Consider the following 25873-nt stretch of genomic DNA (forward strand, 5'->3'; position numbering starts at 1 on the left):
ATGCCCGCGTACGCGGGTATCCATTTTTGGCCGTCCGACAGGATGGCGGATTTTTCGGGTATGCCCATTCAAACGGCGCCGGCCTGACGATGAATTGATTTTGGGCGCGGGACGGGAATCAATGCTGCTGGCTGTTTGCGTACTGGATTTGATGGCGCGTTGAAGCCTTGAAACCTGGTGCAAGCGTTGCAGGATTATTGGGAAACGATTTCGCCTCAATTCCCTAATGTTGATGATATTCGCGTCATCGGCATTGAGCTGACGCGACGTTTCAAATCGCCGCTGGATACTGCCGCGCACTGAAAGCCGGCCTGCCGGCCGGCACGAAAATGGATGCCCGCGTGCGCGGGCATGACGATGTCTGTTTCTTCGGGCTGCAGGGTGGCGAACGCCGCCGTTTCATGCGTTCTTTCAGACCACGGCATTCCGACTGATCAGCCTCCGGCTGCTTGGGGACCGCCTGGGTTCCCGCCTTCGCGGGAATGACGAGGGTATTCGGTGCGGTGTGCCGGCCTTCGGCTTATGGATTTAAGGAATCAAGCTTCAGGCATTGGTTTCCCCCGGCACCCAAACCTCGAACATCGCCCCGCTGACCCCATCCTCCCGGTTCCTTGCCCGCAGCGCCCCGCCATAGCGCTCGATCAGTCCGTGGCTGATCCACAGTCCTAAACCCGTGCCGTCGTGCTTGGTGGTCATGAAGGGTTTGAAGAGGTCGCACAGCACCTCCGGCGCCAGCCCGGGGCCGCTGTCCGTGACGGCGATGAGCACGCCGCCGCGCTCGTCGCGGGTCGAGAGCCCCAGCTCGCCGCCCTGGGACATCGCCTGCAGCGCGTTGAGCAGCAGGTTCACCAGCACCTGCTGCAACTCCTGGCGGTTGATGGCAGCGGTGCGGGTGTGGGTGAAGTTCTTCGACACCCGCACGCCGCTGCGCGCGAGCTGCGGGCCGACCAGCCGCAGGCAGTCCTGCAGCGCCTGCGCCGGGTCCACCGCCTGCACGTAGCCGGCGTACTCGGTCGGGCGCGAGAACTGCAGCAGCTGCGCCACGATCAGCCGCATGCGCTCAACCTGCTCGTCGGCCAGCTTCAGCTCGTCGCGCACGCTATCGACGTGCTCGCCCAGCAGCTCGCGCATCAGGTCCAGGTTGCCCTGCAGCACGGCAATGGGGTTGTTGACCTCGTGCGCGATGCTGGCCGTGAGCTGGCCGATGGCGGCCATCTTCTCGCTGCGCAGGAGCTGCTGCTGCGCGGCGCGCAGTTCCTGCGTGCGCGCTTCCACCTTGGCGTCGAGCTCGGCGTTGGCGGCGCGCAGCGCGCGCGTCTGCGCCTCCTCGGTGTCGAGCAGCTGATCGAGGTGCGCGCCCAGGGCGTCGAGCTCGGCGCTGCCTTGAATGGGGCCGACGCGCGCGCGGCGCCCGGATCGCACCTCGTCCATGGTGTGCGTCATGCGCTCCAGGGGCTGGTACAGCGCGCGCGCCCGGCGCAGCGACAGCCACGCCGCCAGGCCCATCACGGCGAAGGACAGCACGCCGATGCCCGCCAGCACGCCGTACTTCAGCAGCGTGAAGGGCCGCTCCAGGAAGCCGACGTAGAGCATGCCCACGCGCCGGCCGCTGCCGTCGGTGAGCGGCTCGTAGGCCGAGACGTACCAGTCGTCCACCACGAAGGCGCGGTCCAGCCAGGTGCCGCCGCGGCCCAGCACCGCCTCGCGCACCTGCTGCGACACGCGCGTGCCGATGGCGCGGCGCGCGCCTTCGGCGTCGAAGAGCCGCACGTTGGTCGTGATGCGCAGGTCGTCCAGGAACAGCGTGGCCGTGCCGCGGCTGCCGAAGGGCAATGTGCCCTCGGGATAGACGATGCCGTTGAGGTGGTCGATGAAGTCCAGGTTGCGGTTGAGCAGCAGCCCGGCCTGCAGGTAGGCCTGGGGCCGGCCGGCGGCGCCGGGCACCGGGGCGCGCGCCACCAGCACCAGGGCGCGGTCCTCGGTGGCGCGCGTGGTGGGCGCGGCATGCGGCGTGGGCAGCAGCGGTACCGTCACGCGCGACTGCAGCGCCGGGGCGAGCAGCGCGAAATCCTGCGGCGCCAGCACCTCCACGGCCGAGCGCGCCTGCGGGCCCTCGAACCAGCCGGCGTGGCTGTCCACGGGCGCGGCGCTGAAGTCGGTCACCAGCAGCCGCCCGTCGGCGTCGCGCAGGTTGACGAAATCGAGCCGCTCGCGCGCCTTGAAGCGCTGCAGCAGCGCGCTGAGCTCGGCCGGCGAGGCGCTGCGCGCCAGGGCCGACTGCAGCGCCTGCGAGTCGGCCAGCGCCGCGGCGCTGGCGCCCATCTCGGCGCGCACGCGCTCGAAGTAGCCGTGCGCCACGGCCAGGTCGGCGCGCACCTTGGTCTTGAGCAGCACGTCCAGCGCGCCGCCGCCGCCCAGCGCCAGCGCCACGCCCAGCAGCGGCAGCGCCACGCCCGCGGGCAGCAGCGCCAGGGTCAGCAGCTGGCGGCGGATGGAGCCGGGGCGGCGCATCGGCTCAGGCGGACGGCGCGCCGCCGCCGGACTGCCACTCCGCGCAGCGCCGCTCCAGCGTGCGCCGCGAGATGCCCAGCAGCGCCGCGGCGCGCGTCTTGTCGCCGCCCACGCTCTCCAGCACCGACAGGATGTGGCGCTTCTCCAGCGTCTGCAGGTCGGTCGCCGCGGCCGCGCTTGCCGGCTCAACCGCCGCGGCGCGCGGCTGCGGCGCGGGCTCCAGCCCGGGGTAGAGCGCCTGCACGTTGAGCGCGCCCAGGATCAGCGAGCGCTCGACCAGGTTGCGCAGCTCGCGCACGTTGCCCGGCCAGTCGTACTGCAGCAGGTAGGCCATCTGGTCGTCGCTGACGCTGATCGGGTCGAGCCCCAGCTGCGGCGCCAGCGTGGCGATGAAGTGCGACACCAGCGCCGGCAAGTCCTCCTTGTGCGCGCGCAGCGGCGGCAGCGTGATCTCCATGACCTGCAGCCGGTAGTACAGGTCCTTGCGGAAGCGCCCGGCGCGCGCTTCCTCGGCCAGCGCGCGGTTGGTGGCGGCGACGATGCGCACGTCGATGGGGATCTGCTGCTCGCTGCCCACGGGGCGGATGCGCCGCTCCTCCAGCACCCGCAGCAGCGCGGCCTGCTGCGCCAGCGGCAGCTCGCCGATCTCGTCGAGGAACAGGGTGCCGCCCTGCGCGTAATAGAAGAGGCCGTCGCGCGCCTTGGCCGCGCCGGTGAAGGCGCCGCGCGCGTGGCCGAAGAGCTCGCTGTCGATCAGCTCGGGCGACAGCGTGGCGCAGTTCACCGGCACGAAGGGGCCGGCTGCGCGCGGGCTGCGCGCGTGCAGCGCCAGCGCCGCCAGCTCCTTGCCGGTGCCGGACTCGCCCGACAGCAGCACCGTGCTGGGCACGGCCGCGGCGCGGCGCAGCGCGTGCTGCAGCTCGGCCATGGCCGCGGAGCCGCCGATGAAGCCGTCCAGCGGCGAGGCGGGCCGCCGCTCCGACAGGGTGCGGCGCAATATGAAATTCTCGCGAGCCAGCCGCGAGCGCTCCAGGCACTGCGCCATGGCGTTGAGGATCTGCGCGATGCGAAACGGCTTGAGGATGAAGTCCGACGCGCCGGCACGCAGGGCTTCAATCGCCGTGTCCAGGTCGGCGAAGGCGGTGATGAGGATGACCTCGCCGGAATGGCCCTGGTCGCGCAGCTCGCGCAGCAGCTCCAGCCCGCTCTTGCCCGGCAGCGCGATGTCCAGGATCAGCAAATCGAACCGGTGCTGCGCGCACAGCGCGGCCGCCTCCTCGGCGCTGCCTGCGGCCAGCACTTGGCCGCAGCGCGCGGCCAGCGTCTTGGTCAGGAAGTTGCGCATGCCTTCCTCGTCGTCCACCACCAGCACGCTGGCCAGCGGCCAGCGCTCGGCGGGGGTGGGAGAAGGGGCGTCAGGCGTCACGGTGGGCAGCAGCAAGGAAGGAGGAGGGGGCGGGCCGTGCCGGGAGGGCCGGGCGGCGGCGCGTCGATTGTAGGAAGCGGCCCGCCGCGCCCCGTCCCGGCGCGTCACGCCGGCCATCGCGACAAGTTGTCGTGGCCTGTCGCGACAGGCTGTCGCGCTTGTCATGCGGCCGTCATCTTGACCTGCCGCAAGTGCTTGATGCGCAAGGGCTTGCCTTGCCCCGCATCAATTGGTACGGGCCGTGCAATAGGTCGCGGCGCGGGTCCGGCGCGGTATGCCGGGCCCTGCACAGCCCCCGTATCCTGCCGCGCCTTGCGTGAATGTCCGCAAGGCGCCCACACCCCACCAGACGGCCCAGGCCTTGCGCTGCCGGCCGCGCCCGGAACGAGACCCCGCCGAGGAGAAGTCATGAGCGAGTCCCCATCCAAACTGTCGCGCCGCCGTGCGCTGGCAGGCGCCGGCACCGCCGGCGCGCTGGCCGCCGCCGCGGTCGTGCTGCACAAGGGCCAGAGCGCCCCGGCGCCCGTGGCCGCCACGCCGCAGCCCGCGGCCGAGCCGTCCAAGGGCGACGGCTACCAGGTCACGCCGCACGTGCTGCGCTACTACCAGACCACGCGCATCTAAGACGCGGAAACACCAGGTTCCGCAACGCCGAAAGCCCGCTTCGGGCCGAGCCTTGAGCCCGGCCCGGGGCCCACGGGCGGCGGCAATTCGCGGACCTCACGACGAGGACTTCCCATGTTGCTCACGCGCAAGAGCGCTGCGCCGGCCGCCGCCGCCGGCACCCCGTCCGCCGGGCTGGTTTCCAGCCTGACCCGCGGCATCGACACCTTCAACCGCCGCGCCATCGGCACGCTGGACCGCCGCGCCTTCCTGCGCCGCTCGGGCCTGGGCGTGGGCGTGGGCATCGCCGCCTCGCAGCTCAGCCTGGTGCAGCGCGCGCAGGCCGCCGACAAGCCCACTGCCGCCGCGGCCGACGGCAGCCGCAAGGTGGAAGTCAAGCGCACCGTGTGCGGCCACTGCTCGGTGGGCTGCGCCGTGGACGCCGTCGTCGAGAACGGCGTGTGGGTGCGCCAGGAGCCGGTGTTCGACTCGCCCATCAACCTCGGCGCCCACTGCGCCAAGGGTGCGGCGCTGCGCGAGCACGGCCACGGCGAGTACCGGCTGAAGTACCCGATGAAGCTCGTGGACGGCAAGTACCAGCGCATCGGCTGGGACCAGGCCCTCAACGAGATCAGCGCGAAGATGCTGGAGCTGCGCAAGCAAAGCGGCCCGGACTCGATCTTCGTGGTCGGCTCCTCCAAGCACAACAACGAGCAGGCCTACCTGCTGCGCAAGTGGATGAGCCTGTGGGGCAGCAACAACTGCGACCACCAGGCCCGCATCTGCCACTCCACCACCGTCGCCGGCGTCGCGAACACGTGGGGCTACGGCGCGATGACGAACTCCTACAACGACATGCAGAACGCCAAGGCGGCGATCTACATCGGCTCCAACGCGGCGGAAGCGCACCCGGTGTCGATGCTGCACCTGCTGCATGCCAAGGAGAACGGTTGCAAGGTCATCGTGGTGGACCCGCGCTTCACCCGCACCGCGGCCCGGGCCGACGAGTACGTGCGCATCCGCTCCGGCACCGACATCGCGTTCCTGTTCGGCGTGATGCACCACATCTTCAAGAACGGCTGGGAGGACAAGCAGTACCTCGCCGACCGCGTCTGGGGCATGGACAAGGTGCGCGAGGAAGTCCTCTTGAAGTGGACGCCCGACAAGGTCGAGGAGGTCTGCGGCGTCAACGGCGAGACCACCTTCAAGGTCGCCAAGATCCTGGCCGAGAACCGCCCCGGCACCATCGTGTGGTGCATGGGCCAGACCCAGCACAGCATCGGCAACGCCATCGTGCGCGCCTCGTGCCTGCTGCAGCTCTCGCTGGGCAACGTGGGCAAGAGCGGCGGCGGCACCAACATCTTCCGTGGCCACGACAACGTGCAGGGCGCCACCGACGTCGGCCCCAACCCCGACTCGCTGCCCGGCTACTACGGCCTGGCCGAAGGCTCGTGGAAGCACTTCGCCAAGGTCTGGGGCCTGGACTTCGAGGACCTCAAGAAGCGCTATGCCCCGGGCATGATGACCAAGCCCGGCATGACCGTGTCGCGCTGGATCGACGGCGTGCTGGAGAAGAACGAGCTCATCGACCAGGACTCCAACCTGCGCGGCCTGCTGTTCTGGGGCCATGCCCCGAACTCCCAGACCCGCGGCCTGGAGATGAAGAAGGCGATGGACAAGCTCGACCTGCTGGTCGTGATCGATCCCTTCCCCAGCGCCACCGCGGCCATGGCGGCCATGCCCGGCCAGGCCGAGGACGCCAACCCCAACCGCGCCGTGTACCTGCTGCCCGCGTGCACGCAGTTCGAGACCAGCGGCTCCTGCACCGCGTCGAACCGCTCCATCCAGTGGCGCGAGAAGGTCATCGAGCCGCTGTGGGAGAGCCGCACCGACCACATGATCATGGCGCAGATGGCCGACAAGCTCGGCTTCGGCAAGGAGTTCGTCCAGGGCTACAAGATGGTCCCGGGCAAGGGCGGCATGGCCGAGATCGAGACCGAGTCGGTGCTGCGCGAGATCAACAAGGCGCTGTGGACCATCGGCTACACCGGCCAGAGCCCCGAGCGGCTGAAGGCCCACATGCGCAACATGCACGTCTTCGACGTGAAGACGCTGCGCGCCAAGGGCGGCATCGACAAGGAATCCGGCTACAGCCTCGACGGCGACTACTTCGGCCTGCCCTGGCCCTGCTACGGCACGCCCGAGCTCAAGCACCCGGGCTCGCCCAACCTCTATGACACGAGCAAGCACGTCATGGACGGCGGCGGCAACTTCCGCGCCAACTTCGGCGTGGAGCGCGAGGGCACGAGCCTGCTGGCCGAGGACGGCTCGCACTCGAAGGGCGCCGACATCACCACCGGCTACCCCGAGTTCGACCACGTGCTGCTCAAGAAGCTGGGCTGGTGGGGCGAGCTGACCGAGGCCGAGCAGAAGGCGGCCGAGGGCAAGAACTGGAAGACCGACCTCTCCGGCGGCATCCAGCGCGTGGTCATGAAGAACCACGGCTGCCACCCCTTCGGCAACGCCAAGGCGCGCGCCGTGGTCTGGAACTTCCCGGACCCGATCCCGCAGCACCGCGAGCCGATCTACTCGAACCGTCCGGACCTGATCGCCAAGTACCCGACGCACGACGACAAGAAGGCGTTCTGGCGCCTGCCCACGCTCTACAAGAGCGTGCAGGAGAAGAACAAGGACATCGGCCAGCGCTACCCGCTGATCATGACCAGCGGCCGCCTGGTCGAGTACGAGGGCGGCGGCGAGGAGACGCGCTCCAACCCGTACCTGGCCGAGCTGCAGCAGGAGATGTTCGTCGAGCTCAACCCCAAGGCCGCCAACGACCGCGGCATCCGCAACGGCGAGTACGTGTGGGTGAAGACGCCGCCGATGGAGGCGGTGCCGGGCTTCAAGGGCATCAAGGTCAAGGCGCTGGTGACGGAGCGCGTGAACGCCGAGACGGTGTTCCTGCCCTTCCACTTCTCCGGGCGCTGGGGCGGCATCGACATGGCGGCGCACTACCCGCAGGGCGCGATGCCCATCGTGCGCGGCGAGGCCGTCAACACCGCAACGACCTACGGCTACGACAGCGTGACCATGATGCAGGAGACCAAGACGACGCTCTGCCAGATCGAGCGCGCCTGAGTTTCCCGGCATCAAGAGACCAGACATTGAGGACCTGACATGGCCCGAATGAAGTTTTTGTGCGACGCCGAGCGTTGCATCGAGTGCAACAGCTGCGCCACCGCCTGCAAGGCCGAGAATGAAGTGCCCTGGGGCGTGAACCGCCGCCGCGTGGTCACGCTCAACGACGGCGTGCCCGGCGAGAAGAGCATCTCCGTGGCGTGCATGCACTGCTCCGACGCGCCCTGCATGGCGGTGTGCCCGGTCGACTGCTTCTACCGCACCGACGAGGGCGTGGTGCTGCACGACAAGGACGTGTGCATCGGCTGCGGCTACTGCTCGTACGCCTGCCCGTTCGGCGCGCCGCAGTTCCCGACCAACGGCACCTTCGGCCTGCGCGGCAAGATGGACAAGTGCACCTTCTGCGCCGGCGGCCCCGAGGCCAACGGCTCGGAAGCGGAGTTCGAGAAGTACGGGCGCAACCGCCTGGCCGAGGGGAAGCTGCCGATCTGCGCCGAGATGTGCTCGACCAAGGCGCTGCTGGGCGGCGACGGCGACGTGGTGGCGGACATCTTCCGCCAGCGCGTGGTGCAGCGCGGCAAGGGCAGCGAGGTCTGGGGCTGGGGCACGGCCTACGGCAAGCCCAGCCAGCCGCAGCAGGGCAACGGCGGCGTCAAGGCCGAGCCGGTGAAGGCGGAGGTGAAGTCGTGAAGAACGCGCGCCTGATCATGATCGTGGCCGCCGCGGCGGCGCTCTGCGGCCTGGCGGCCTGCGGCGAGAGCCCGCAGGAAGTGGGCGTCAAGCACGTGAAGTCCGACAAGCCGGCCCACAGCGGCGCCCAGGCGGCCTACAGCGCCCCGGGCTGGAACGCCGGCGACCGCGCCAGCTGGGAACAGCAGATCCGCACCCGCGGCCAGGGCCAGAACGAGTACGCGCGTTCGCCGGCCGCGGCGCCGCAGCAGTGACGCGGTTCACCAAGGAGAGGCCATGCAAGCCTTGATGCAACGACTGCTGCTGGCCGCGGCGCTGCTGGGCGGCGCTGCCGCCGCCCCGGCGCTGGCGCAGCCGGCGGCCCCCGTGCCCGCGGTCCAGGCGCCGGCGGGCTTCACCGCGCCGGCCGAGCCGCGCGCCGACGAGACCAATGCCGAGCGCGGCAAGAGCCAGCCGGGCAACAACGCGCCGCTGTGGCGCAGCGTGCGCGACAGCGGCGTGGTCGAGGGCTATTCCTCGCTGCCCGGCGCGGAGCAGGGGGTGCTGATCCAGCGCTTCACGCAGTACCCGGGATCGAGCCTGACCACTGCCGGCGAGGCCTGGCGCCAGGTGCGCAACCGCTGGATCATCCCCATGGGCGGCTCGCTGCTGCTGATCGTGGGGCTGGCCATCGGCTTGTTCTACTGGAAGCGCGGCCCCATGGGCCACGACGACCACCGGCCCGCCACCATCGAGCGCTTCACGCCGCTGGAGCGCGCCACGCACTGGGTCAACGCCGGGGCGTTCCTGCTGCTGGCGGTCTCGGGCATCGTGATCGCCTTCGGCAAGTTCTTCCTGCTGCCCATCATCGGCACGCAGCTCTTCGGCTGGCTGACCTACGCGCTCAAGACCGCGCACAACTTCGCCGGCCCGGCCTTCGCCGTGTCGATGGTGGTGATGCTGGTCATGTTCGCCCGCGACAACTGGCCCAAGTCCTGGGACTGGGAGTGGGCGCTCAAGGGCGGCGGCCTCTTCACCGGCAAGCACGTGGCCTCGCACCGCTTCAATGCCGGCGAGAAGACGCTGTTCTGGGTCGGCATGTTCTGGCTGGGCACGATGGTGGTGGGCTCGGGGCTGGTGCTGGACAAGCTCATCCCGAACCTGGAGTACACCCGCGGCCTGATGCAGTGGGCGCACCTGGTGCACGCCGTCTCGACCATCCTGATCATGTGCCTGTTCATGGGCCACATCTACATGGGCTCGATCGGCGTGAAGGGCGCGTACCGCGCCATGCGCACCGGCTACGTCACCGAGGAGTGGGCGCGCGAGCACCACGAGCTGTGGTTCAACGACGTCAAGGCCGGCAAGATCCCGGCGCAGCGCTCGGCCGAGGGCGTGCCGCCCGCGGCCCCTTCCGTCGCCACGCCGCGCGCGTGAGGCCGCATCCGCAAAGTTCAGGAATCCCGAGCATGAAGAAAGCATTCATTCCCGCCCTGGTGCTGAGCCTGGCCGCCGGCGCGGCGCTGGCGAAGCTGCCGCCGCTGTCCGACGAGGCCAAGGCCAAGGCCGACGAGGCCAAGGCCAAGACGGCCTGGAACGACAAGGTCGCCGCCTACCAGCTGTGCAAGGCGTCCGACCGCGTGGCCGCGCGCACGCTGGCCGAGCAGAAGAAGGCCGGCAAGCCGGTGGGCGAGGTCGTGGCCACGCCGGCCTGCGCCGACCCGGGGCCCTTCGTCTATCCGCTGCCCGAGGCGGCTGCGACGGCCGCGGCACCTGCCGCGCCGGCCACGGCCACCGCCGCCGCGCCTGCCGCTGCCGCCACGAAGAAGCCCTGAGGCACGAAGGCCCGTAGCATGGCTGCCGTGCAACCCGTCTCCAACCTGCCCCTGCTGCCGCGCCTGACCGACACGGGCGCGGCGCTCACGCGTGAAGTCGAAGTGCTGGACGAATACGGCCAGCGCCGCGTGCTTCACATGCCCAATGAGCGGCCGCTGACCGTGTTCGTGGACAAGCGCGAGCTCGTCACGCTCATGACGCTGGGCGCGGCGCCGGAGCTGCTGGTGCTGGGCTATCTGCGCAACCAGCGCCTGGTGGCCTCGGTGGAGGAGATCGAGTCGATCACGGTGGACTGGGAGGTCAACGCCGCGGCCGTGAAGACGCGCCGCGGCGTGGCCGACTTCGAGCGCAAGACGGCCAAGCGCGTGGTCACCACCGGCTGCGGGCAGGGCACGCTCTTCGGCGACGTGCTCACGCAGCTCGACGACGTGCGACTGCCCTCGGCGGCGCAGGCCCGCATCCGCCAGTCCACGCTGGCGGCGCAGCTGGAGCGCATGCGCCAGCTGCAGACCGAGAGCATTCATCGCAAGGCGGGCTCGGTGCACGGCTGCGCGCTGTTCCGCGGCGCCGAGCTGCTGTGGTTCGTGGAGGACGTGGGCCGCCACAACGCCATCGACGCCATCGCCGGCTGGATGTGGATGCACGGCGTGGACGGGGCAGACAAATGCTTCTACACGACGGGCCGGCTCACCAGCGAGATGGTGATGAAGGCGGCGCAGATGGGCGTGCCCATCGTGGTCAGCCGCAACGGCGTGACGCAGATGGGGCACGAGCTGGCGGTGAAGCTGGGCATGACGCTGTTCGGGCGCGCGGCCAACCGGCACTTCCTGTGCTACTCGGGCTTCGAGCGGTTTGACGCCGAGCCGGAGCCGGCGGCGCCGGTGGCGCGGGTGGTGAGGTCGAGCTGAAGGGTTTGGCACGACATGAACAGGAAAGCCCGGCATGCCGGGCTTTTTCGTTGCGGCCGTGAATCAGGCGTCCTATTCCAATTCGCGCCCGCCGGTGAAACAACGGGCAGTTGGCCGGACCTCCTACTGGCGTCAGCGCTGCGTAGAAGCACGCGCCGCCTTGATCCACTTCGCCAGATACCCCGCATCCTCATCCGCGCCAAACAGGAACGCCGACTTCCACTTGTGCAGCCACGGCAAGCCGAGGAAGTAGAGCCCCGGCTCGGCCGTGACGCCGCGCTGGTGCTGCGGCATCCGCTTCGGCCCCGGCGTGTCGCCGAACACGGGCAGGTCCACCCAGGCGAAGTCGGGCCGCGCGCCGTTGGCCCAGATCACGGTGGCGATGCCCTCGCGCGCCAGGTCCAGCGTCTCCAGCGGTGCTGACACGCAGGCCGCGTCGGGCAACGGCGGCGCGGCGTCTTCGGCCGGCGGCAACTCCAGCCCCTGCGCCAGGGCGGTTTCATCGCAGCGGCGGTCGAACTCGGCCAGCGCGGCGTCGCCGTGCGCCAGGTGGCGGATCAGGCCGTCGCCGAAGTGCAGTTGGCCATCGCGGGCGGCGTCGAGGTGGCCCAGCAGCGTCACGCCGTCGGCGGCGAGGCGGCGCAGGTCGATGTCGCGACCACCGTCCACGCCCGTCATCAGGCGCGACAGCCGCGCGCCGCGCCAGGTCGCCAGCGTCGAGTCGGCGGAGCCGGTGGCGATCAGCCACCAGATGCAGTCGCGGCCGCGATAGCGACGGCGCACGCGCTCGTGCGCGCTCACCGACAGGAACACGCGCCGCCCGGCCTGGTTCAGCTCCTCGGCGATCTGCACGCCGGAGTTGCCCGAGCCCACCACCAGCACCGCGCCATCGGGCAGCTGCGCCGGGTTGCGGTACTGCGTGGAATGCAGCTCCAGCCCGTCCCAGCCCAGCGCCGGCGTGGGCGCGGGCGCCTGATAGGGGCCGGTGGCGACGACGACGTGGCGCGCCGCGTACGCGATGTCCGGGGTTTGCACGAGGAAGTCCGCGGCGCCGGGCCAGCGCCGCAGCGACAGCACCGGGGTGCCGGTGCGCAGCGGCACCTGCGCATGCGCCGCGTAGCGCTCCAGGTAGCCGACGACTTCGCGCAGCGGCGAGAAGGCGTCGGGGTCGGCATGCGGGTCGGCCTCCATGCGGCCCCAGCCGGGAAGGTTCATGTTCCAGTTCGGCGACTGGAAGTGCAGCGAGTCCCAGCGCTCGCTGCGCCAGCGCTGCGCGACCTGGCCGCGCTCCAGCACGACGTGCTCGATGCCGCGCCGTGCCAGGTGCCAGCTCATGGCCAGGCCGGCCTGGCCGGCGCCGATGACCACCGTCTCGATCCGCTGCACGGGCATGGATGCCTCCGTCGGTTGTTGCGGACAAGGGTACGACGCGTGGCGCTGCGTGCTCGTGCGGCGGTGCATGAAAAAGCCCAGCAGGGTGCCGGGCTTCGTTAAGAGGAGCCGGAGCAGGGCTGGCTTCAGCCCAGCCGCTGCCTGTGCCGCTCAATCTGCGCGCGCACCTGCACCGGCGCCGTGCCGCCGAGCACCTGGCGCGCCTGCAGCGAGCCGCGCAGCGTCAGCACCTCGTACACGTCCTCGCCAATGGCGGGGTTGAACTGCTGCAGCACGTCCAGCGGCAGCTCGGAGAGATCGACGCCGCGCTGCAGGCCCACCTTGACTGCGTGCGCAACGACCTCGTGCGCGTCGCGGAAGGGCAGGCCCTTCTTGACCAGGTAGTCGGCCAGGTCGGTGGCGGTGGCGTAGCCGCGGCGCGCGGCGCTCTCCATCGCCTCGGGCTTGACGATGATGCCCTCGACCATCTCGGCCATGATGCGCAGCGTGTCGCGCAGCGTGTCCACGGCGTCGAACAGGGGCTCCTTGTCTTCCTGGTTGTCCTTGTTGTAGGTAAGCGGCTGGCCCTTCATCAGCGTCAGCAGCGCAGTGAGGTGGCCGTACACCCGTCCCGTCTTGCCCCGGGCCAGTTCCGCCACGTCCGGGTTGCGCTTCTGCGGCATGATCGAACTGCCCGTGCAGTAGCGGTCGGCCAGGTCGATGAACGCGAAGTTCTGGCTCATCCACAGCACGATTTCCTCGGCCATGCGCGAGACGTGCATCATCGTGATGGAGGCGAAGGCCGTGAACTCGATGGCGAAGTCGCGGTCGCTCACGGCGTCCAGGCTGTTCTGCGTCACGGCGTCGAAGCCCAGGAGGCGCGCCACCATCTCGCGGTCCAGCGGGTAGCTGGTGCCGGCCAGCGCGGCCGAGCCCAGCGGCAGGCGGTTGACGCGCTTGCGCAGGTCGGCCAGGCGCTCGGCGTCGCGCGCGAACATCTCGACGTAGGCCAGCATGTGGTGCGCAAAGCTCACCGGCTGCGCCACCTGCATGTGCGTGAAGCCGGGCAGGATGGTGTCCACGTTCTTCTCGGCCACGCTCACCAGCGCGCGCTGCATGGCGGCCAGCAGCGGCTGGAGCTGGTCGATCTCGCCGCGCAGCCACAGCCGCACGTCGGTGGCGACCTGGTCGTTGCGGCTGCGACCGGTGTGCAGCCGCTTGCCGGCGTCGCCCACGAGCTGCGTCAGCCGCGCCTCGACGTTGAGGTGCACGTCCTCCAGGTCGAGCTTCCACTCGAAGGCGCCGGACTCGATCTCGGCGCGGATCTGCGCCATGCCGCGCTGGATGTCGGCCAGGTCCTGCGCGGAGATGATGCCCACGGCCTGCAGCATGGCCGCGTGCGCGAGGCTGCCCTCGATGTCGGCCTGCCACAGCCGCTTGTCGAAATCGACGCTGGCCGTGTAGCGCTTGACCAGCTCGCTCATCGGCTCGGAGAAGAGGGCGGACCAGGCTTGCGCCTTCTTGTCGAGTTGGTTCGAGGACATGGAAAACAACCTTCGGGGTGCGTGAGGCGAACCCGAGATTTTAGCGAGCGGGTCCGTGACCTCCCGGCGCGGACCCGCTGCCGGCCCGGTCAGCCGGTGTTGCGCAAGCCCGCCGCCACCCCGTTGATCGAGATGTGGATGCCGCGCTTGAGTTTCTCGTCGTTGTGCTCCTTCTCGCTGCGCCAGCGCCGCATCAGCTCGACCTGCAGGTGGTTGAGCGGGTCCAGGTACGGGAAGCGATGCTCGATGGAGCGCGCCAGCGCCGGGTTGGAGGCCAGGCGCTGCTGCTGCCCGGTGATCAGGTTCAAGGCGTCGTAGGTGCGCTGCCACTCGGCCTCGATGGCGGCGAAGATCTTCTTGCCCAGGCGCTTGTCCTCCACCAGGTCCACGTAGCGCCGCGCGATGCCCAGGTCGGTCTTGGCCAGCACCATGTCCAGGTTGGACAGCAGCGTGCTGAAGAAGGGCCACTGCTTGTGCATGCGCCGCAGCAGCGCCAGGCGTTTGTTTCGCTCGGCCTCGTCGCTGCCGAGGAAGGTTTCGACGGCGGAGCCGAAGCCGGCCCAGCCGGGCAGCGCCACGCGGCACTGGCCCCAGCTGAAGCCCCAGGGAATGGCCCGTAAATCCTCGATGGCGCGCGTGGCCTTGCGCGAAGCCGGGCGCGAGCCGATGTTGAGCTCGGCGATCTCGCGGATCGGCGTGGCCGAGAAGAAGTAATCGACGAAGCCCGGGGTGTCATAGACCAGGCGCCGGTAGGCCTCGAAGCTGGCCTGGCTGAGCTCGCCGGCGGCCTGAAGGAAGGCTTTGCTTGCCCCTTTGGTCGGGTGCAGCAGCGTGGCTTCCAGCGTGGCGGCGACGAGCGTCTCCAGGTTGCGCCGGCCGATCTCGGGGTTGGCGTACTTGGAGGCGATGACCTCGCCCTGCTCGGTCAGGCGGATCTGCCCGTTCACCGTGCCCGGGGGCTGCGCCAGGATGGCCTGGTAGCTTGGGCCGCCGCCGCGGCCCACCGTGCCGCCGCGGCCGTGGAAGAGGCGCAGCGTCAGGCCGTGCTTCTCCCGCAGCGGCTCGAACAGCTCGACCAGCGCCGTCTCGGCCTGGTAGAGCTCCCAGTTGCTGGTGAAGAAGCCGCCGTCCTTGTTGGAGTCGCTGTAGCCGAGCATCACGTCCTGCTCGGCGCCGGAGCGCTTGATCATGTCCAGCACGCCGGGCAGGCCCAGGTACTCGCCCATGATGGGCGCGGCGCGGCGCAGGTCGCCGATGGTCTCGAAGAGGGGGCTGACGATCAGGTCGGCCACCGCGTCCTCCGCGAGCAGCCCGCGCAGCAGGCCCGTTTCCTTCTGCAGCAGCAGCACCTCCAGCAGGTCGCTGACTTCCTCGGTGTGGCTGATGATGTAGTGGCGCAGCGCCTGCGGGCCGAAGGCCTGGCGCATGGCGCGCGCCGTCTCGAACACCCCCAGCTCGCTCTGCGCCCAGGCCGAGTAGGCATGGCCCATGACGCGCAGCGGGCGCGCGTCGTTGAGCAGCTTGAGCAGCAGGTCGCGGCGCGCGGCCTCGTCGAGCCCGGAGTAGTTCTGCTCCAGCCGTGCCACCTGCAGCAGCTCGGCAATGACGGCTTCGTGCTGATCCGAGCTTTGCCGCAGGTCCACGGTGGCCAGGTGGAAGCCGAAGACCTGCACCGCGCGCATCAGCGGCGCCAGGCGCGGGGCGATCAGCGCGTCGGCGTGGTGGCTTTTCAGCGAGGCCTCGATCACGCGCAGGTCGAGCAGGAATTCCTGCGCGCTGGCGTAGGCGTTCTGCGGCGCCACGGCGTGGCGCAGCGCCTCGGTGCCGGTGAGCTCGTGCAGCGTGGCGGCCAGCCGCGCGTACATGCCGGTGAGGGCGCGGCGGTAGGGCTCGTCCTCGCGGTGCGGGTTGTGGTCGGGCGAGCGCTCGGCCAGCGAGCGCATCTCCGGCGTCACGGGCGCGAGCATCTGCGAGATGGAGAGTTCGGCGCCGAGCTCGTGCACCTCGGTGAGATAGTGGCGCAGCGCCACCTCGGACTGGCGCGCCAGCGCGAGCTTCAGCGTCTCGGCCGTGACGTTGGGGTTGCCGTCGCGGTCGCCGCCGATCCAGTTGCCCATGCGCAGGAAGTTGCCCACCGGGTGGCCGGGCAGCATGTGCTCGATCTCGCCGTAGAGGCGCGGGATCTGGCGCAGGAACGTGGTGCGGTAGTAGGACAGCGCGTTGTCGATCTCGTCGGCCACCGTGAGCTTGGTGTAGCGCAGCATGCGCGTCTGCCACAGCTGCGTGATGCGCCCGCGCAGCAGCGCCTCGTTCTCGGCGAGCTCGCGCGGGGTGTGCAGGTGGTCGCGCGCGGCCACGAGGTCGGCGATGGCGCGCTCGGCGTCGAGGATGCTCTTGCGCTGCACCTCGGTCGGGTGCGCGGTGAGCACAGGCGAGACGTAGGCGCTCTGCAGCATGCGGGCGATGTCGCCGGCGCGCACGTCGGCGCCGGAGAGCTTCTCGAAGCTCGCGGCCAGCGAGCCTTCGTGCGCCGGGTGGCCGTCGTGCGCGGCCTGGCGCTCGTGGAACTCGCGCCGGCGCACGTGGTGCCGGTCCTCGGCGATGTTGGCCAGGTGCGAGAAGTAGCTGAAGGCGCGGATGACGCTCACCGTCTGGTCCGACGACAGGTTCTTGAGCAGCCTGTCCAGGCTCTTGCCGGCGCTGGCGTCGTTCTTGAGGCGGTAGGCCACGGAGAGCTGGCGCACGCGCTCGACCAGCTCGTAGGCTGCCGAGCCCTCGTGTTCGCGAATCACGTCTCCCAGCAGCCGGCCCAGCAGGCGAATGTCTTCGACCAGCGGGCGGTTCTTTTCAGCGGCGTCGTCAGCGGGTGCAGGGCGGCGGGGCATGGGCAGTGGCTCGCAGTGAACAAAAGCATCGACTCTAAGGGTTGCGAAGGCCGTGACCTTTTCACGGCGGCGCCCGGGCCGGCAAAAGGGGCCCGGCAGGGCGCCGATAATCCCGCCCCATGAGCAATTCACTGATCATCGCCACGCGCGAGAGCCGCCTGGCCCTGTGGCAGGCCGAGCACGTGCGCACGCTGCTGCAGCAGCGCCTGGGCGCCGAGGTGCACCTGCTGGGCATGACCACGCGCGGCGACCAGATCCTGGACCGCACGCTGTCCAAGGTCGGCGGCAAGGGGCTGTTTGTCAAGGAATTGGAAACGGCACTGGAAGAGGGCCGCGCCCACCTGGCGGTGCACTCGCTCAAGGACGTGCCGATGGTCCTGCCCGAAGGCTTCACGCTGGCCGCGATCCTGGAGCGCGAGGACCCGCGCGACGCCTTCGTCTCCAATCAATACGACAACCTCGACACGCTGCCGCAGGGCGCGCTCGTGGGCACCTCCAGCCTGCGCCGCGTGGTGCAGCTGCGCGCGCTGCGCCCGGACCTGCGCATCGAGCCGCTGCGCGGCAACCTCGACACGCGGCTGCGCAAGCTCGACGAGGGCCAGTTCGACGCCATCGTGCTGGCCGCCGCGGGCCTGAAGCGCCTGGGGCTGGGTCAGCGCATCCGCTCGGTCTTCGACGAGAAGCAGATGATCCCGGCCGCCGGCCAGGGCGCGCTGGGCATCGAGGTGCGCAGCGACAACGCGGCGCTGATCGGGCAGCTCGCGGGCTTCATCGATCGGCCGACGTGGCTGGCCACCATCGCCGAGCGCGCCGTCTCGCGCGCGCTGGGCGGCAGCTGCAGCATGCCGCTGGCCGCGCACGCGAGCTGGCAAGGGGCGGAGCTGCACATCGACGTGCTCATCGGCGAGGACGTGGCCGACGGCGGCGCGCGCCAGCCGCTGCGCGCGCAACTGCAGGCCGCCGTGACCGACGAGGCGCAGGCCGAGGCGCTGGGCGCGCAGGCCGCGCAGGCACTGCGCCAGCAGGGCGCGGATGGCTACCTGGGAGCGGCGCACTGAGCGCCGCCGCGTCCGCGCCGCGCGTGCTGGTGACGCGCCCGCAGCCGCAGGCCGACGAGTGGGTGGCGCGGCTGCGCGGCGCGGGCTTCGCGGCCGAAGCGCTGCCGCTGCTGCACATCGCCGCGGTGGCTGACCCCGCGCCGCTGCACGCCGCGTGGGAAGACGTGGCGCGCGCGGCGGCCGATGCGCTGGTCTTCGTCAGCCCCAATGCCGTGACGCACTTCTTCGCGGCGCGGCCCGAAGGCAGCGCCTGGCCGGCGCGCGTGCTGGCCGCCGCGCCGGGGCCGGGCACGGCCCAGGCGCTCATCGAGGCGGGCGTGCCGGCCGAAAGCGTGCTGCAGCCGGCGGCGGATGCCGAGCGCTTCGATTCCGAGTCGCTGTGGGAGCGCATGGGCGCGCTGCCCTGGGCGGGCGCCCGCGTGCTGGTGCTGCGCGGCGAGGGCGGGCGCGACTGGCTGGCGCAGCGGCTGCAGGAGCAGGGCGCCCGGGTCGAGTTCGTGCAGGCCTACGGCCGCGGCGCGCCGCGGCCCGGCCCGGCCGAAGCGGCGCTGCTGCGCGAGGCGGTGGCGCAACCTGAGCACTTCGTGTGGCTGTTCAGCAGCTCGGAGGCCGTGGGTCATCTGCCGGGACTCGCCGGCGCGGGCGCGGACTGGTCGCGCGCTCGCGCGCTGGCCTCGCATCCGCGCATCGCACAGGCGGCGCGCGACATCGGCTTTGCGCGGGTCGAGGCGGTGTCGCCGGCTTTCGACGCCGTCTGCGCCGCGCTCGAGACCCGGGCCCGGGAAGCCTGAAACCGCTGCCTACAATCCCCGCGATCGTGAATTCCACTGCTCCTTCCGCCGACGTGCCGCCGAATCCGGCACCCCTGACTTCCCGCCGCTCCGCCGCGCTGCGCCATGCGCCGCTGATCGTGGCCAGCGTCGTGGCCGTGGCCGCGCTGGGCCTCGCCTGGAGCACCCAGCAGCGCCTGCGCGCGCTGGAGAAGGAGCTGGTCAAGCGCCAGGAAAGCAGCCAGGGCGAGGCCGCGCAGGCGCTGCTGCTGGCCAAGCAGGCGCAGGACGCGGCGCGCGAGGCCGGAGCGCGTGCCGCGCTGCTGGACGCGCGCGTGTCCGAGGCCTCGATGCAGCGCTCGCAGATCGAGGAGCTGATCCAGTCGCTGGCGCGCTCGCGCGACGAGAACGTGGTCGCCGACGTGGACGCCGGGCTGCGCGTGGCGCTGCAGCAAAGCGCCATCACCGGCAGCACCGAACCGCTGCTGCAGGCGCTGCAGCAGGCCGACGAGCGGCTGGCGCGCTACAACCAGCCGCGCCTGGAGCGCGTGCGCCGGGCGCTGGCGCGCGACCTGGACCGCGTCAAGGCCGTGGGCGTGAGCGACCTGTCCACGCTCACGCTCAAGCTCGACGAAATGGTGCGCCTGGTCGACGAGCTGCCGCTGATGGCGGCCACCGAGTCGCGCCGCGCGCCGTCGGCCGCGCCGGCCGGCGCCGTGGCCGCGGCGCCCAGCGCCTCGGGCGCGTCCTGGAACGACCATCTCCACGCCTGGTGGCAGGCCTGGCCGGTGCGGGTGTGGGAAGAAGTGCGCTCGCTGGTGCGGGTGGCGCGCGTGCAGCAGCCCGAGGCGCTGCTGCTGGCGCCGGAGCAGATGTACTTCCTGCGCGAGAACCTCAAGCTGCGGCTGCTCAATGCGCGGCTGGCGCTGCTGTCGCGCCAGTACGCCACGGCGCAGTCGGACCTGCGCGACGCGCAGGGCGCGCTGGAGCGCTACTTCGATCCGGGCTCGCGGCGCGTGCAGGTGGCGTCCGACCTGCTCAAGCAGGTGACGGCGCAGGCGCGCCAGGTATCGCTGCCGCGGCCGGACGAGACGCTGGCGGCGCTGGCCGCGGCGGCGGCGGGTCGCTGACGATGCGCGCCGTCATCTGGCTGGTGCTGCTGTTCGTGGCGGCGGTGGTGGCCGCCATCACGCTGGGCGCCAACGACGGGCTGGTTTCACTGTACTGGCGCGGCTGGCGCATGGACCTGTCGCTCAACCTGTTCCTGCTGGCGCTGTTGGCCGGCGGCGCGGTGGTGGTGTCGGCGCTGCAGGCGCTGCGCGCGCTCACCCGGCTGCCGCAGCGCGCGCGCGAGTGGCGCGCGCTGCGCCGCGAGCGCGCCGTGCAGGCGGCGCTGCGCCAGGCGCTGGCCGAGTTCCTGGCCGCGCGCTACACCCGCGCGCAGAAGGCCGCGCAGCGCGCGCTGGCGCTGCGCGACTCCACGCCCGAAGGTGGCGAGCTGGAGCTGGCGCAGCTGTCGCACCTGCTGGCCGCGGCCAGCGCGCACCGGCTGCAGAACCGCGCCGAGCGCGACGAGCAGCTGCGCCAGGCGCTGGCGCTGCGCCGCGGCACCGGCGTGCCGCGCCCGGGCGACGACGCCGCGCTGCTGCTGTCCGCGGAATGGGCGCTGGACGACCGCGACGCGGCGCAGGCGCTGGCGCTGCTGTCGGAGCTGCCGCCGGGCACGGCGCGGCGCACGCAGGCGCTGCGCTTGCGGCTGCAGGCCCAGCGCCTGGCGAATCAACCGCTGCAGGCGCTGCCCACGGCGCGGCTGCTGGCCAAGCACCAGGGCTTTTCCAAGCTCGCGGCGCAGGGGCTGCTGCGCTCGCTGGCCTTCCAGGCGCTGGAACAGGCGCATGACATGGACCAGCTGGAGCAGGTCTGGCAGAGCTTCGACCCGGCCGACCGGCGCGACCCCTTCGTGGCCGCGCGCGCGGCGCAGCATGCCGCGGCACTGGGTGCGCACGGCGACGCCCGCGGCTGGCTGCGTCCGCTGTGGGAGCAGATGAGCGAGCTGTCGGCCGACGAGCGCGAGCAGATCGCGCTGGCGCTGCTGCATGCCCTGCCCGGGCTGGGCGCGGACTGGCTGCCACGGCTGGAGTCGGCGCTGCAGGCCTATGCGCAGGAGCCGGCCGTGGTGGCCGCCGCCGGCGCGGCCTTTGCCGAGCGCCAGCTCTGGGGCAAGGCGCGGCGGCCGCTGGAGCAGTCGGCGCGCGACGCGCGGCTGGCGCCGGCCGCCCGGCGCCGTGCCTGGCGCACGCTGGCGCAGCTCGCGCGCGAGGAGGGCGACGAGCCGCGTGCGCATCAATGCAATGAATTGGCGGCAGCCCTTGATTGACCCGCAAAACTTGGTATAGAATTCAAGGCTTCGCGGCTGTAGCTCAGTTGGATAGAGTACTTGGCTACGAACCAAGGGGTCGTGGGTTCGAATCCTGCCAGCCGCACCAACAATAAGAAGCCCGTTGCCTGAATCCGCAAGGAGAAAGAGCAATGGGACACACGCAAAGCGTGAACCAGTGGAGTCCTGCGAGGGGCGACGCTTTTGAAGATGCCCCGCCGGGTGTCGTGTCAGTGCCAAAGCTTCTTCTGAAGCGCAGCAATCTGACAAAAATGATCGGCTTTAGGTGTTTTAAATACTAAAAAGCAGGTTATACTGGCAAGCTTCAGCGGCTGTAGCTCAGTTGGATAGAGTACTTGGCTACGAACCAAGGGGTCGTGGGTTCGAATCCTGCCAGCCGCACCAAACAGCTCAGGGCCAGCACGAAAGTGCTGGCCCTTTTGCTTTTTGGGCCTGGCCATCGCAGCGCCAGGGCGCTCCAAATTTCTTCATGAACCTTCCGGGCCTGGCCCCGGGGCCGCCGGGCTTGATCCGCTCGGGCACTGGCCTTGCTGCCCAGAGGCATCTGCTCAACCTATGGAGAGAGCCTCATGAAAGAGATTCAGGACAACGGCGGCCAGGACCAGATCCAGGGCATTTACCGCCAGCTCAAGAAGGGACTGGGCCGCGAGTTGGTCAATGACGACAACGTCGGTGCGCTCATCGAGTTGGCTGCGCGCGACGGCGAGCAGATCCTGGAACAGGAGCTGCGCGAGTGGCAGGCGCCTTGCGGTGTTGCTCCGGATGCCAGCGCCGGCGGGCTGCACCACCTGGCGCCCAATCCCGGCTTCAACAAGACGCACGTCAAGCATTGAGCGCATTTGCCGCCCCGCGCGCCGGGGCCTGGACGGCGCGGGGCCAGCGGCGGTGAAAGCCCGCCGCGGCCGCCGCACAATCGAGCCATGAGCAAGGCTTTCACGAAGGAAAGCGACAGCGACGAGGACGACGACCTGGCGCTGCCGCCGCTGCCCCCGGGCGGACGCAACTACATGACGCCGCAAGGCTACGCGCGACTGCGCGCGGAGTTGATGCGGCTCATCGACGAGGAGCGGCCCAAGACGGTGGAGGTTGTGTCCTGGGCGGCCAAGAACGGCGACCGCTCCGAGAACGGCGACTACCTCTACGGCAAGAAACGGCTGCGCGAGATCGACCGCCGCATCCGCTTCCTGACCAAGCGGCTCGACATCGCCGAGGTCGCCGACCCGTCGGCGCACCACGGCTCCGACCAGGTATTCTTCGGTGCCACCGTCACCTACGCCGACGCGCAGGGGCAGGAGCACACCATCACCATCAAGGGCATCGACGAGGCCGACAACCTCCAGGGCGAGGTCAGCTGGATCGCGCCCATCGCCCGCGCGCTGCTCAAGGCGCGCGAGGGCGACGAGGTGCAGTTCATGTCCCCGGGGGGGCTGCAGGTGCTGGAAGTGCTGGAGGTGCGCTACCCGCAGCCGGGCCCGGCGCACTGAGCACCGGGCGCAGCCAGGCTTTTCTCAGGGCTTGACCCGCTGCGCGCGCAGCACCGAGGGCGCGCGCTTGAGCGTGCGCAGCACGTCGGCCAGGTGCAGCCGGTCGCGCACGCTCAACAGCAGCCGCATCTCCACGCTCTCGCCGGCATGCTCGTCGCCCATGTCGATGTGGGTGATGTCGGCCTCGGCGGCGCTCACGGCCGAGGCCACGCGCGCGAGCACGCCCTTGCCGTTCTGCACCAGCACCAGCACCGCGGCCTCGAAGGGGCGGGCGATGTCCTCGGCCCATTCCACGGGAATCCAGTGCTCGGTGTCACGCTCGTGCAGGCGCCGCGCCACGGCGCATTCGGCGGTGTGCACCGTCAGGCCTTCGCCGCGGCCCAGGTAGCCGACGATGGAGTCACCCGGGATCGGCCGGCAGCAGCGCGCCAGCTGTACCGAGGTGCCCTCGTTGCCGTCGATGGTCACCATGCCCTGGACACCGGCCTCCTCGCGCGCGGCGAAACGGCCCATGGTCAGCGTGACCGCGTCCGGGCGCTGGCCCTGCTCGGCCATGAGCTGCGCCAGCCGCTTGGCCACGATGGTGGCGATCTTCTTGCCCAGGCCGATGTCGGTGAGCAGCTCGGCCGGGCCGCGGTTGCCGCTCCAGCGCGTGAGCGACTGCCACAGCGCCGCGGCTGGCGCGTCGGGCTCCTCCACCGGCGGCAGCTGCAGCCCTTCGGCACGCAGCGCCTGCGCCAGCAGCTTCTCGCCCAGCGCGCGCGACTCCTCCAGCTCCATGTTCTTGAGGTAGTGGCGGATCTTGGAGCGCGCCCGGCCGGTGCGCACGAAGTTCAGCCACGCCGGGTTGGGTCGCGCGCCGGGTGCCGTGACGATCTCCACCACGTCGCCGCTCTTGAGCTCGGTGCGCAGCGCCACGGGCTCGCCGTTGACGGTGGCGGCCACCGTGTGATCGCCGACGTTGGTGTGGATGGTGTAGGCGAAGTCCACCGGCGTGGCCCCGCGCGGCAGCGCCAGGATCTTGCTCTTGGGCGTGAAGACGTAGACCGCGTCGGGGAACAGGTCGATCTTGACGTGCTCCAGGAACTCGCCGGCGTCGCGCGTCTCGTCCTGGATGTCCACCAGCGACTGCAGCCACATCGAGCCCAGGCGCTGCGCTTCGCCCAGTCCGTTGGCGTCCTTGACCTTGTACATCCAGTGCGCGGCAATGCCGGCCTCGGCCACGGCGTGCATGGGCTCGGTGCGGATCTGGAACTCCACCGCCGTGCCCAGCGGGTTCACCAGCGTGGTGTGCAGCGACTGGTAGCCGTTGGCCTTCGGAATGGCGATGTAGTCCTTGAAGCGCCCGGGCACCGGCTTGTAGAGCTGGTGCAGCACGCCCAGCGCCTGGTAGCAGTCGAAGAGCTCGGGCACCACGACCCGGAAGCCGAAGATGTCGTTGACCTGCGCGAAGCCGGTGTGCTTCTCGCGCATCTTCATGTAGATCGAGTAGACGGTCTTCTCGCGCCCGGTGATCTGCACCTTGAGCTTGGCGTGGCCGAAGGCCTTTTCCACGTCGCCGCGAATGCGGTCCACGATGTCGCGCCGGTAGCCGCGCGCGCGCTGCACGGCCTTGGACAGCGCCGCGTGGCGCCACGGGTGCAGGTACTGGAAGCTGAGTTCCTGCAGCTCGCGGTAGGCCTGGTTCAGGCCCAGGCGGTGCGCGATCGGGGCGTAGATGTCGAGCGTCTCGCGCGCGATGCGCCCGCGCTTGTGCGCCGCCATCGCCGCCATGGTGCGCATGTTGTGCAGCCGGTCGGCGAGCTTGATGAGGATGACGCGCACGTCGCGCGCCATGGCCAGCAGCATCTTGCGGAACGACTCGGCCTGCGACTCCTCGCGCGTGTTGAACTGCAGCTTGTCGAGCTTGGTCAGCCCGTCCACGAGGTCGGCCGTGGCGGGGCCGAAGCGTTCGATGAGCTCGGGCTTGGTGATGCCGCAGTCCTCCATCGCGTCGTGCATGAGCGCGGCCATGATGGCTTGCGCGTCGAGCCGCCAGTCGGCGCACAGCCCGGCCACGGCGATGGGGTGCGTGATGTAGGGCTCGCCGCTGGCGCGGAACTGGCCCAGGTGCGCCTCGTCGGCGAACTTGTAGGCCTCGCGCACCTTCTTGATGTCGGCCTTGCCCAGGTAGCCCAGCTTGTCGGTGAGCTCGGCGAAGGATGCGACGTCGGCGGCGCGCGCGGCGGCGGCCGGCGGCAGCGACGGCTGGCGCGGGCCGAGTTGGAGGGCCGAAGGCAGGAGGTCGGCGGCGAAGGATCGGATGCCCATGGAGCGAATTTAGCCTGTCATCGCCCCCCGCATTCGCGGCAGGCCCAAATGAGAACGGGCGCCCGAAGGCGCCCGTCACGGGAAGGGTGCTTCAGCCGCTCAGACCGGCACCTTGCGCAGCATCTCCAGGCCGACTTCGCCGGCGGCAATCTCGCGCAGCGCCGTCACGCCGGGCTTGTTCTTGCTCTCGATCTTGGCGGCGTGGCCCTGGCTGAGCATGCGCGCGCGGTACGTGGCCGCCAGCACCAGCTGGAAGCGGTTCGGGATCTTCTGGAGGCAGTCTTCGACGGTGATGCGGGCCATGCGGCTTTCCCTTCAGAGGATGACGTGTGTGGAGTTCAGATCAGGTCCAGCGCGGCGAACACCTGCGACTTGCTGCGCCGCTGCGACGCGTACTTCAGGCGCTGGGAGTGGACGACGGTTTTCAAATCAAACAGCGCCGTCTCGAAGAGGGCGTTGATTATAACGTAGTCGAAATGGCGGGCCTGGGCGACTTCGTGCCGGGCGTTGACCATGCGCTGCGCGATCACTTCCGGGTGGTCCTCGCCGCGGCGCTGCAGCCGCTGGCGCAGCTCCTCCCAGCTCGGCGGCAGGATGAAGATCAGTACCGCGTGGCTGAAGATCTGCTTGATCTGCAGCGCGCCCTGGTAGTCGATCTCCAGCACCACGTCCTCGCCGGCCTGCAGCCGACGCTCGATGGCGTTGCGCGAGGTGCCGTAGCGGTTGCCGTGCACCTCGGCCCACTCGAAGAAGTCGCCGTGCTCGATCATGGCGTCGAACTCGGCGTTGCTGATGAAGTGGTACTCGCGCCCGTCCTGCTCCTGGCCGCGCGGCGCGCGCGTGGTGTGCGACACCGACACCGCCAGGTGCGAGTCGAGCTCCAGCAAGGCCTTGACGAGGCTGGACTTGCCCGCGCCGCTGGGCGCGGCGACGACGAAAAGATTGCCCGGGGTTTCCATGCC

22 protein-coding genes and 2 tRNA genes are annotated in these 25873 nt (G+C 70.4%); 16 read left to right on the forward strand and 8 right to left on the reverse strand.

Annotation, left to right across the window (positions count from 1 at the left end; all coding sequences use genetic code 11):
- Positions 1 to 177 precede the first annotated feature (177 nt).
- On the forward strand, positions 178 to 303 hold the full coding sequence (locus tag FJ694_RS37615) for a hypothetical protein (RefSeq protein WP_259373168.1): 126 nt from the start codon (positions 178 to 180) through the stop codon (positions 301 to 303).
- 240 nt (positions 304 to 543) lie between these two features.
- On the opposite strand, the gene FJ694_RS15470 is transcribed toward FJ694_RS37615, so the two are convergent.
- Positions 544 to 2511, reverse strand: a complete 1968-nt coding sequence (locus tag FJ694_RS15470) for a sensor histidine kinase (RefSeq protein ID WP_157268141.1) — start codon at positions 2509 to 2511, stop codon at positions 544 to 546.
- 4 nt (positions 2512 to 2515) lie between these two features.
- A complete protein-coding gene (locus FJ694_RS15475; protein WP_310735045.1) occupies positions 2516 to 3937 on the reverse strand; it encodes a sigma-54-dependent transcriptional regulator in 1422 nt (473 codons plus the stop codon).
- Between the two features lie 408 nt (positions 3938 to 4345).
- On the opposite strand from FJ694_RS15475, the gene FJ694_RS15480 reads away from it, so the two are divergent.
- The 7 genes from FJ694_RS15480 to FJ694_RS15510 all read left to right on the forward strand — a co-directional run bounded on the left by FJ694_RS15480 (position 4346) and on the right by FJ694_RS15510 (position 11091).
- Positions 4346 to 4561, forward strand: coding sequence for a formate dehydrogenase (locus tag FJ694_RS15480; RefSeq protein WP_157268143.1), 216 nt, complete (start codon positions 4346 to 4348; stop codon positions 4559 to 4561).
- A gap of 114 nt (positions 4562 to 4675) precedes the next feature.
- Entirely contained in the window at positions 4676 to 7678 is a 3003-nt protein-coding gene (locus tag FJ694_RS15485) for a formate dehydrogenase subunit alpha (protein ID WP_157268144.1), read from the forward strand.
- A 39-nt stretch (positions 7679 to 7717) separates the two neighbouring features.
- The gene (gene fdh3B / locus FJ694_RS15490; RefSeq protein WP_157268145.1) at positions 7718 to 8368 is read left to right on the forward strand and encodes a formate dehydrogenase FDH3 subunit beta; all 651 of its coding nucleotides are present in this window, start codon (positions 7718 to 7720) and stop codon (positions 8366 to 8368) included.
- Complete coding sequence (locus FJ694_RS15495; protein ID WP_232540052.1) at positions 8365 to 8622, forward strand: hypothetical protein; 258 nt, start codon at positions 8365 to 8367, stop codon at positions 8620 to 8622. Before fdh3B ends, FJ694_RS15495 begins: the two co-directional genes overlap by 4 nt.
- Positions 8623 to 8644: 22 nt before the next feature.
- Positions 8645 to 9784 (forward strand): formate dehydrogenase subunit gamma, encoded by a 1140-nt coding sequence (locus tag FJ694_RS15500; protein WP_375140221.1) that lies wholly within the window; start codon positions 8645 to 8647, stop codon positions 9782 to 9784.
- A gap of 32 nt (positions 9785 to 9816) precedes the next feature.
- Entirely contained in the window at positions 9817 to 10182 is a 366-nt protein-coding gene (locus FJ694_RS15505; RefSeq protein WP_157268146.1) for a hypothetical protein, read from the forward strand.
- 18 nt (positions 10183 to 10200) lie between these two features.
- Positions 10201 to 11091 carry a formate dehydrogenase accessory sulfurtransferase FdhD gene (locus FJ694_RS15510; RefSeq protein ID WP_157268147.1) on the forward strand — a complete coding sequence of 297 codons (891 nt, stop codon included), beginning with the start codon at positions 10201 to 10203 and terminating at the stop codon, positions 11089 to 11091.
- A gap of 132 nt (positions 11092 to 11223) precedes the next feature.
- Here FJ694_RS15510 and FJ694_RS15515 read toward each other — a convergent pair whose 3' ends face one another.
- The 3 genes from FJ694_RS15515 to ppc all read right to left on the reverse strand — a co-directional run bounded on the left by FJ694_RS15515 (position 11224) and on the right by ppc (position 16891).
- Positions 11224 to 12483, reverse strand: a complete 1260-nt coding sequence (locus FJ694_RS15515) for an NAD(P)-binding domain-containing protein (RefSeq protein ID WP_157268148.1) — start codon at positions 12481 to 12483, stop codon at positions 11224 to 11226.
- A gap of 125 nt (positions 12484 to 12608) precedes the next feature.
- Complete coding sequence (argH, locus tag FJ694_RS15520; RefSeq protein ID WP_157268149.1) at positions 12609 to 14006, reverse strand: argininosuccinate lyase; 1398 nt, start codon at positions 14004 to 14006, stop codon at positions 12609 to 12611.
- An 89-nt stretch (positions 14007 to 14095) separates the two neighbouring features.
- Complete coding sequence (gene ppc, locus FJ694_RS15525) at positions 14096 to 16891, reverse strand: phosphoenolpyruvate carboxylase (RefSeq protein WP_157268150.1); 2796 nt, start codon at positions 16889 to 16891, stop codon at positions 14096 to 14098.
- A 119-nt stretch (positions 16892 to 17010) separates the two neighbouring features.
- Between ppc and hemC the strand changes: the two genes are divergently transcribed.
- The 8 genes from hemC to greB all read left to right on the forward strand — a co-directional run bounded on the left by hemC (position 17011) and on the right by greB (position 22601).
- Positions 17011 to 17949: a hydroxymethylbilane synthase gene (gene hemC, locus FJ694_RS15530; protein ID WP_157268151.1), complete on the forward strand. Its 939-nt coding sequence runs from the start codon at positions 17011 to 17013 to the stop codon at positions 17947 to 17949.
- A 23-nt stretch (positions 17950 to 17972) separates the two neighbouring features.
- The gene (locus FJ694_RS15535) at positions 17973 to 18740 is read left to right on the forward strand and encodes a uroporphyrinogen-III synthase (protein ID WP_232540053.1); all 768 of its coding nucleotides are present in this window, start codon (positions 17973 to 17975) and stop codon (positions 18738 to 18740) included.
- A gap of 26 nt (positions 18741 to 18766) precedes the next feature.
- Positions 18767 to 19849 carry a uroporphyrinogen-III C-methyltransferase gene (locus tag FJ694_RS15540; RefSeq protein ID WP_232540054.1) on the forward strand — a complete coding sequence of 361 codons (1083 nt, stop codon included), beginning with the start codon at positions 18767 to 18769 and terminating at the stop codon, positions 19847 to 19849.
- Positions 19850 to 19851: 2 nt separating this feature from the next.
- On the forward strand, positions 19852 to 21096 hold the full coding sequence (locus tag FJ694_RS15545) for a heme biosynthesis HemY N-terminal domain-containing protein (RefSeq protein WP_157268152.1): 1245 nt from the start codon (positions 19852 to 19854) through the stop codon (positions 21094 to 21096).
- Positions 21097 to 21128: 32 nt separating this feature from the next.
- Positions 21129 to 21205, forward strand: a tRNA-Arg gene (locus tag FJ694_RS15550).
- A 219-nt stretch (positions 21206 to 21424) separates the two neighbouring features.
- Positions 21425 to 21501: transfer RNA gene (locus FJ694_RS15555), tRNA-Arg, on the forward strand.
- A gap of 185 nt (positions 21502 to 21686) precedes the next feature.
- On the forward strand, positions 21687 to 21950 hold the full coding sequence (locus FJ694_RS15560; RefSeq protein WP_157268153.1) for a hypothetical protein: 264 nt from the start codon (positions 21687 to 21689) through the stop codon (positions 21948 to 21950).
- 87 nt (positions 21951 to 22037) lie between these two features.
- The gene (gene greB, locus FJ694_RS15565; protein ID WP_157268154.1) at positions 22038 to 22601 is read left to right on the forward strand and encodes a transcription elongation factor GreB; all 564 of its coding nucleotides are present in this window, start codon (positions 22038 to 22040) and stop codon (positions 22599 to 22601) included.
- Positions 22602 to 22625: 24 nt separating this feature from the next.
- On the opposite strand, the gene FJ694_RS15570 is transcribed toward greB, so the two are convergent.
- The 3 genes from FJ694_RS15570 to gmk form a co-directional block, all read right to left on the reverse strand.
- On the reverse strand, positions 22626 to 24911 hold the full coding sequence (locus FJ694_RS15570; RefSeq protein ID WP_157268155.1) for a RelA/SpoT family protein: 2286 nt from the start codon (positions 24909 to 24911) through the stop codon (positions 22626 to 22628).
- A gap of 99 nt (positions 24912 to 25010) precedes the next feature.
- Positions 25011 to 25214 (reverse strand): DNA-directed RNA polymerase subunit omega, encoded by a 204-nt coding sequence (gene rpoZ / locus FJ694_RS15575; RefSeq protein ID WP_157268156.1) that lies wholly within the window; start codon positions 25212 to 25214, stop codon positions 25011 to 25013.
- A gap of 35 nt (positions 25215 to 25249) precedes the next feature.
- A complete protein-coding gene (gene gmk, locus FJ694_RS15580) occupies positions 25250 to 25870 on the reverse strand; it encodes a guanylate kinase (RefSeq protein ID WP_157268157.1) in 621 nt (206 codons plus the stop codon).
- Positions 25871 to 25873 lie beyond the last annotated feature (3 nt).

The sequence above is a fragment of the Azohydromonas aeria genome, assembly GCF_009760915.1.
Taxonomy (GTDB): domain Bacteria; phylum Pseudomonadota; class Gammaproteobacteria; order Burkholderiales; family Burkholderiaceae_C; genus Azohydromonas; species Azohydromonas aeria.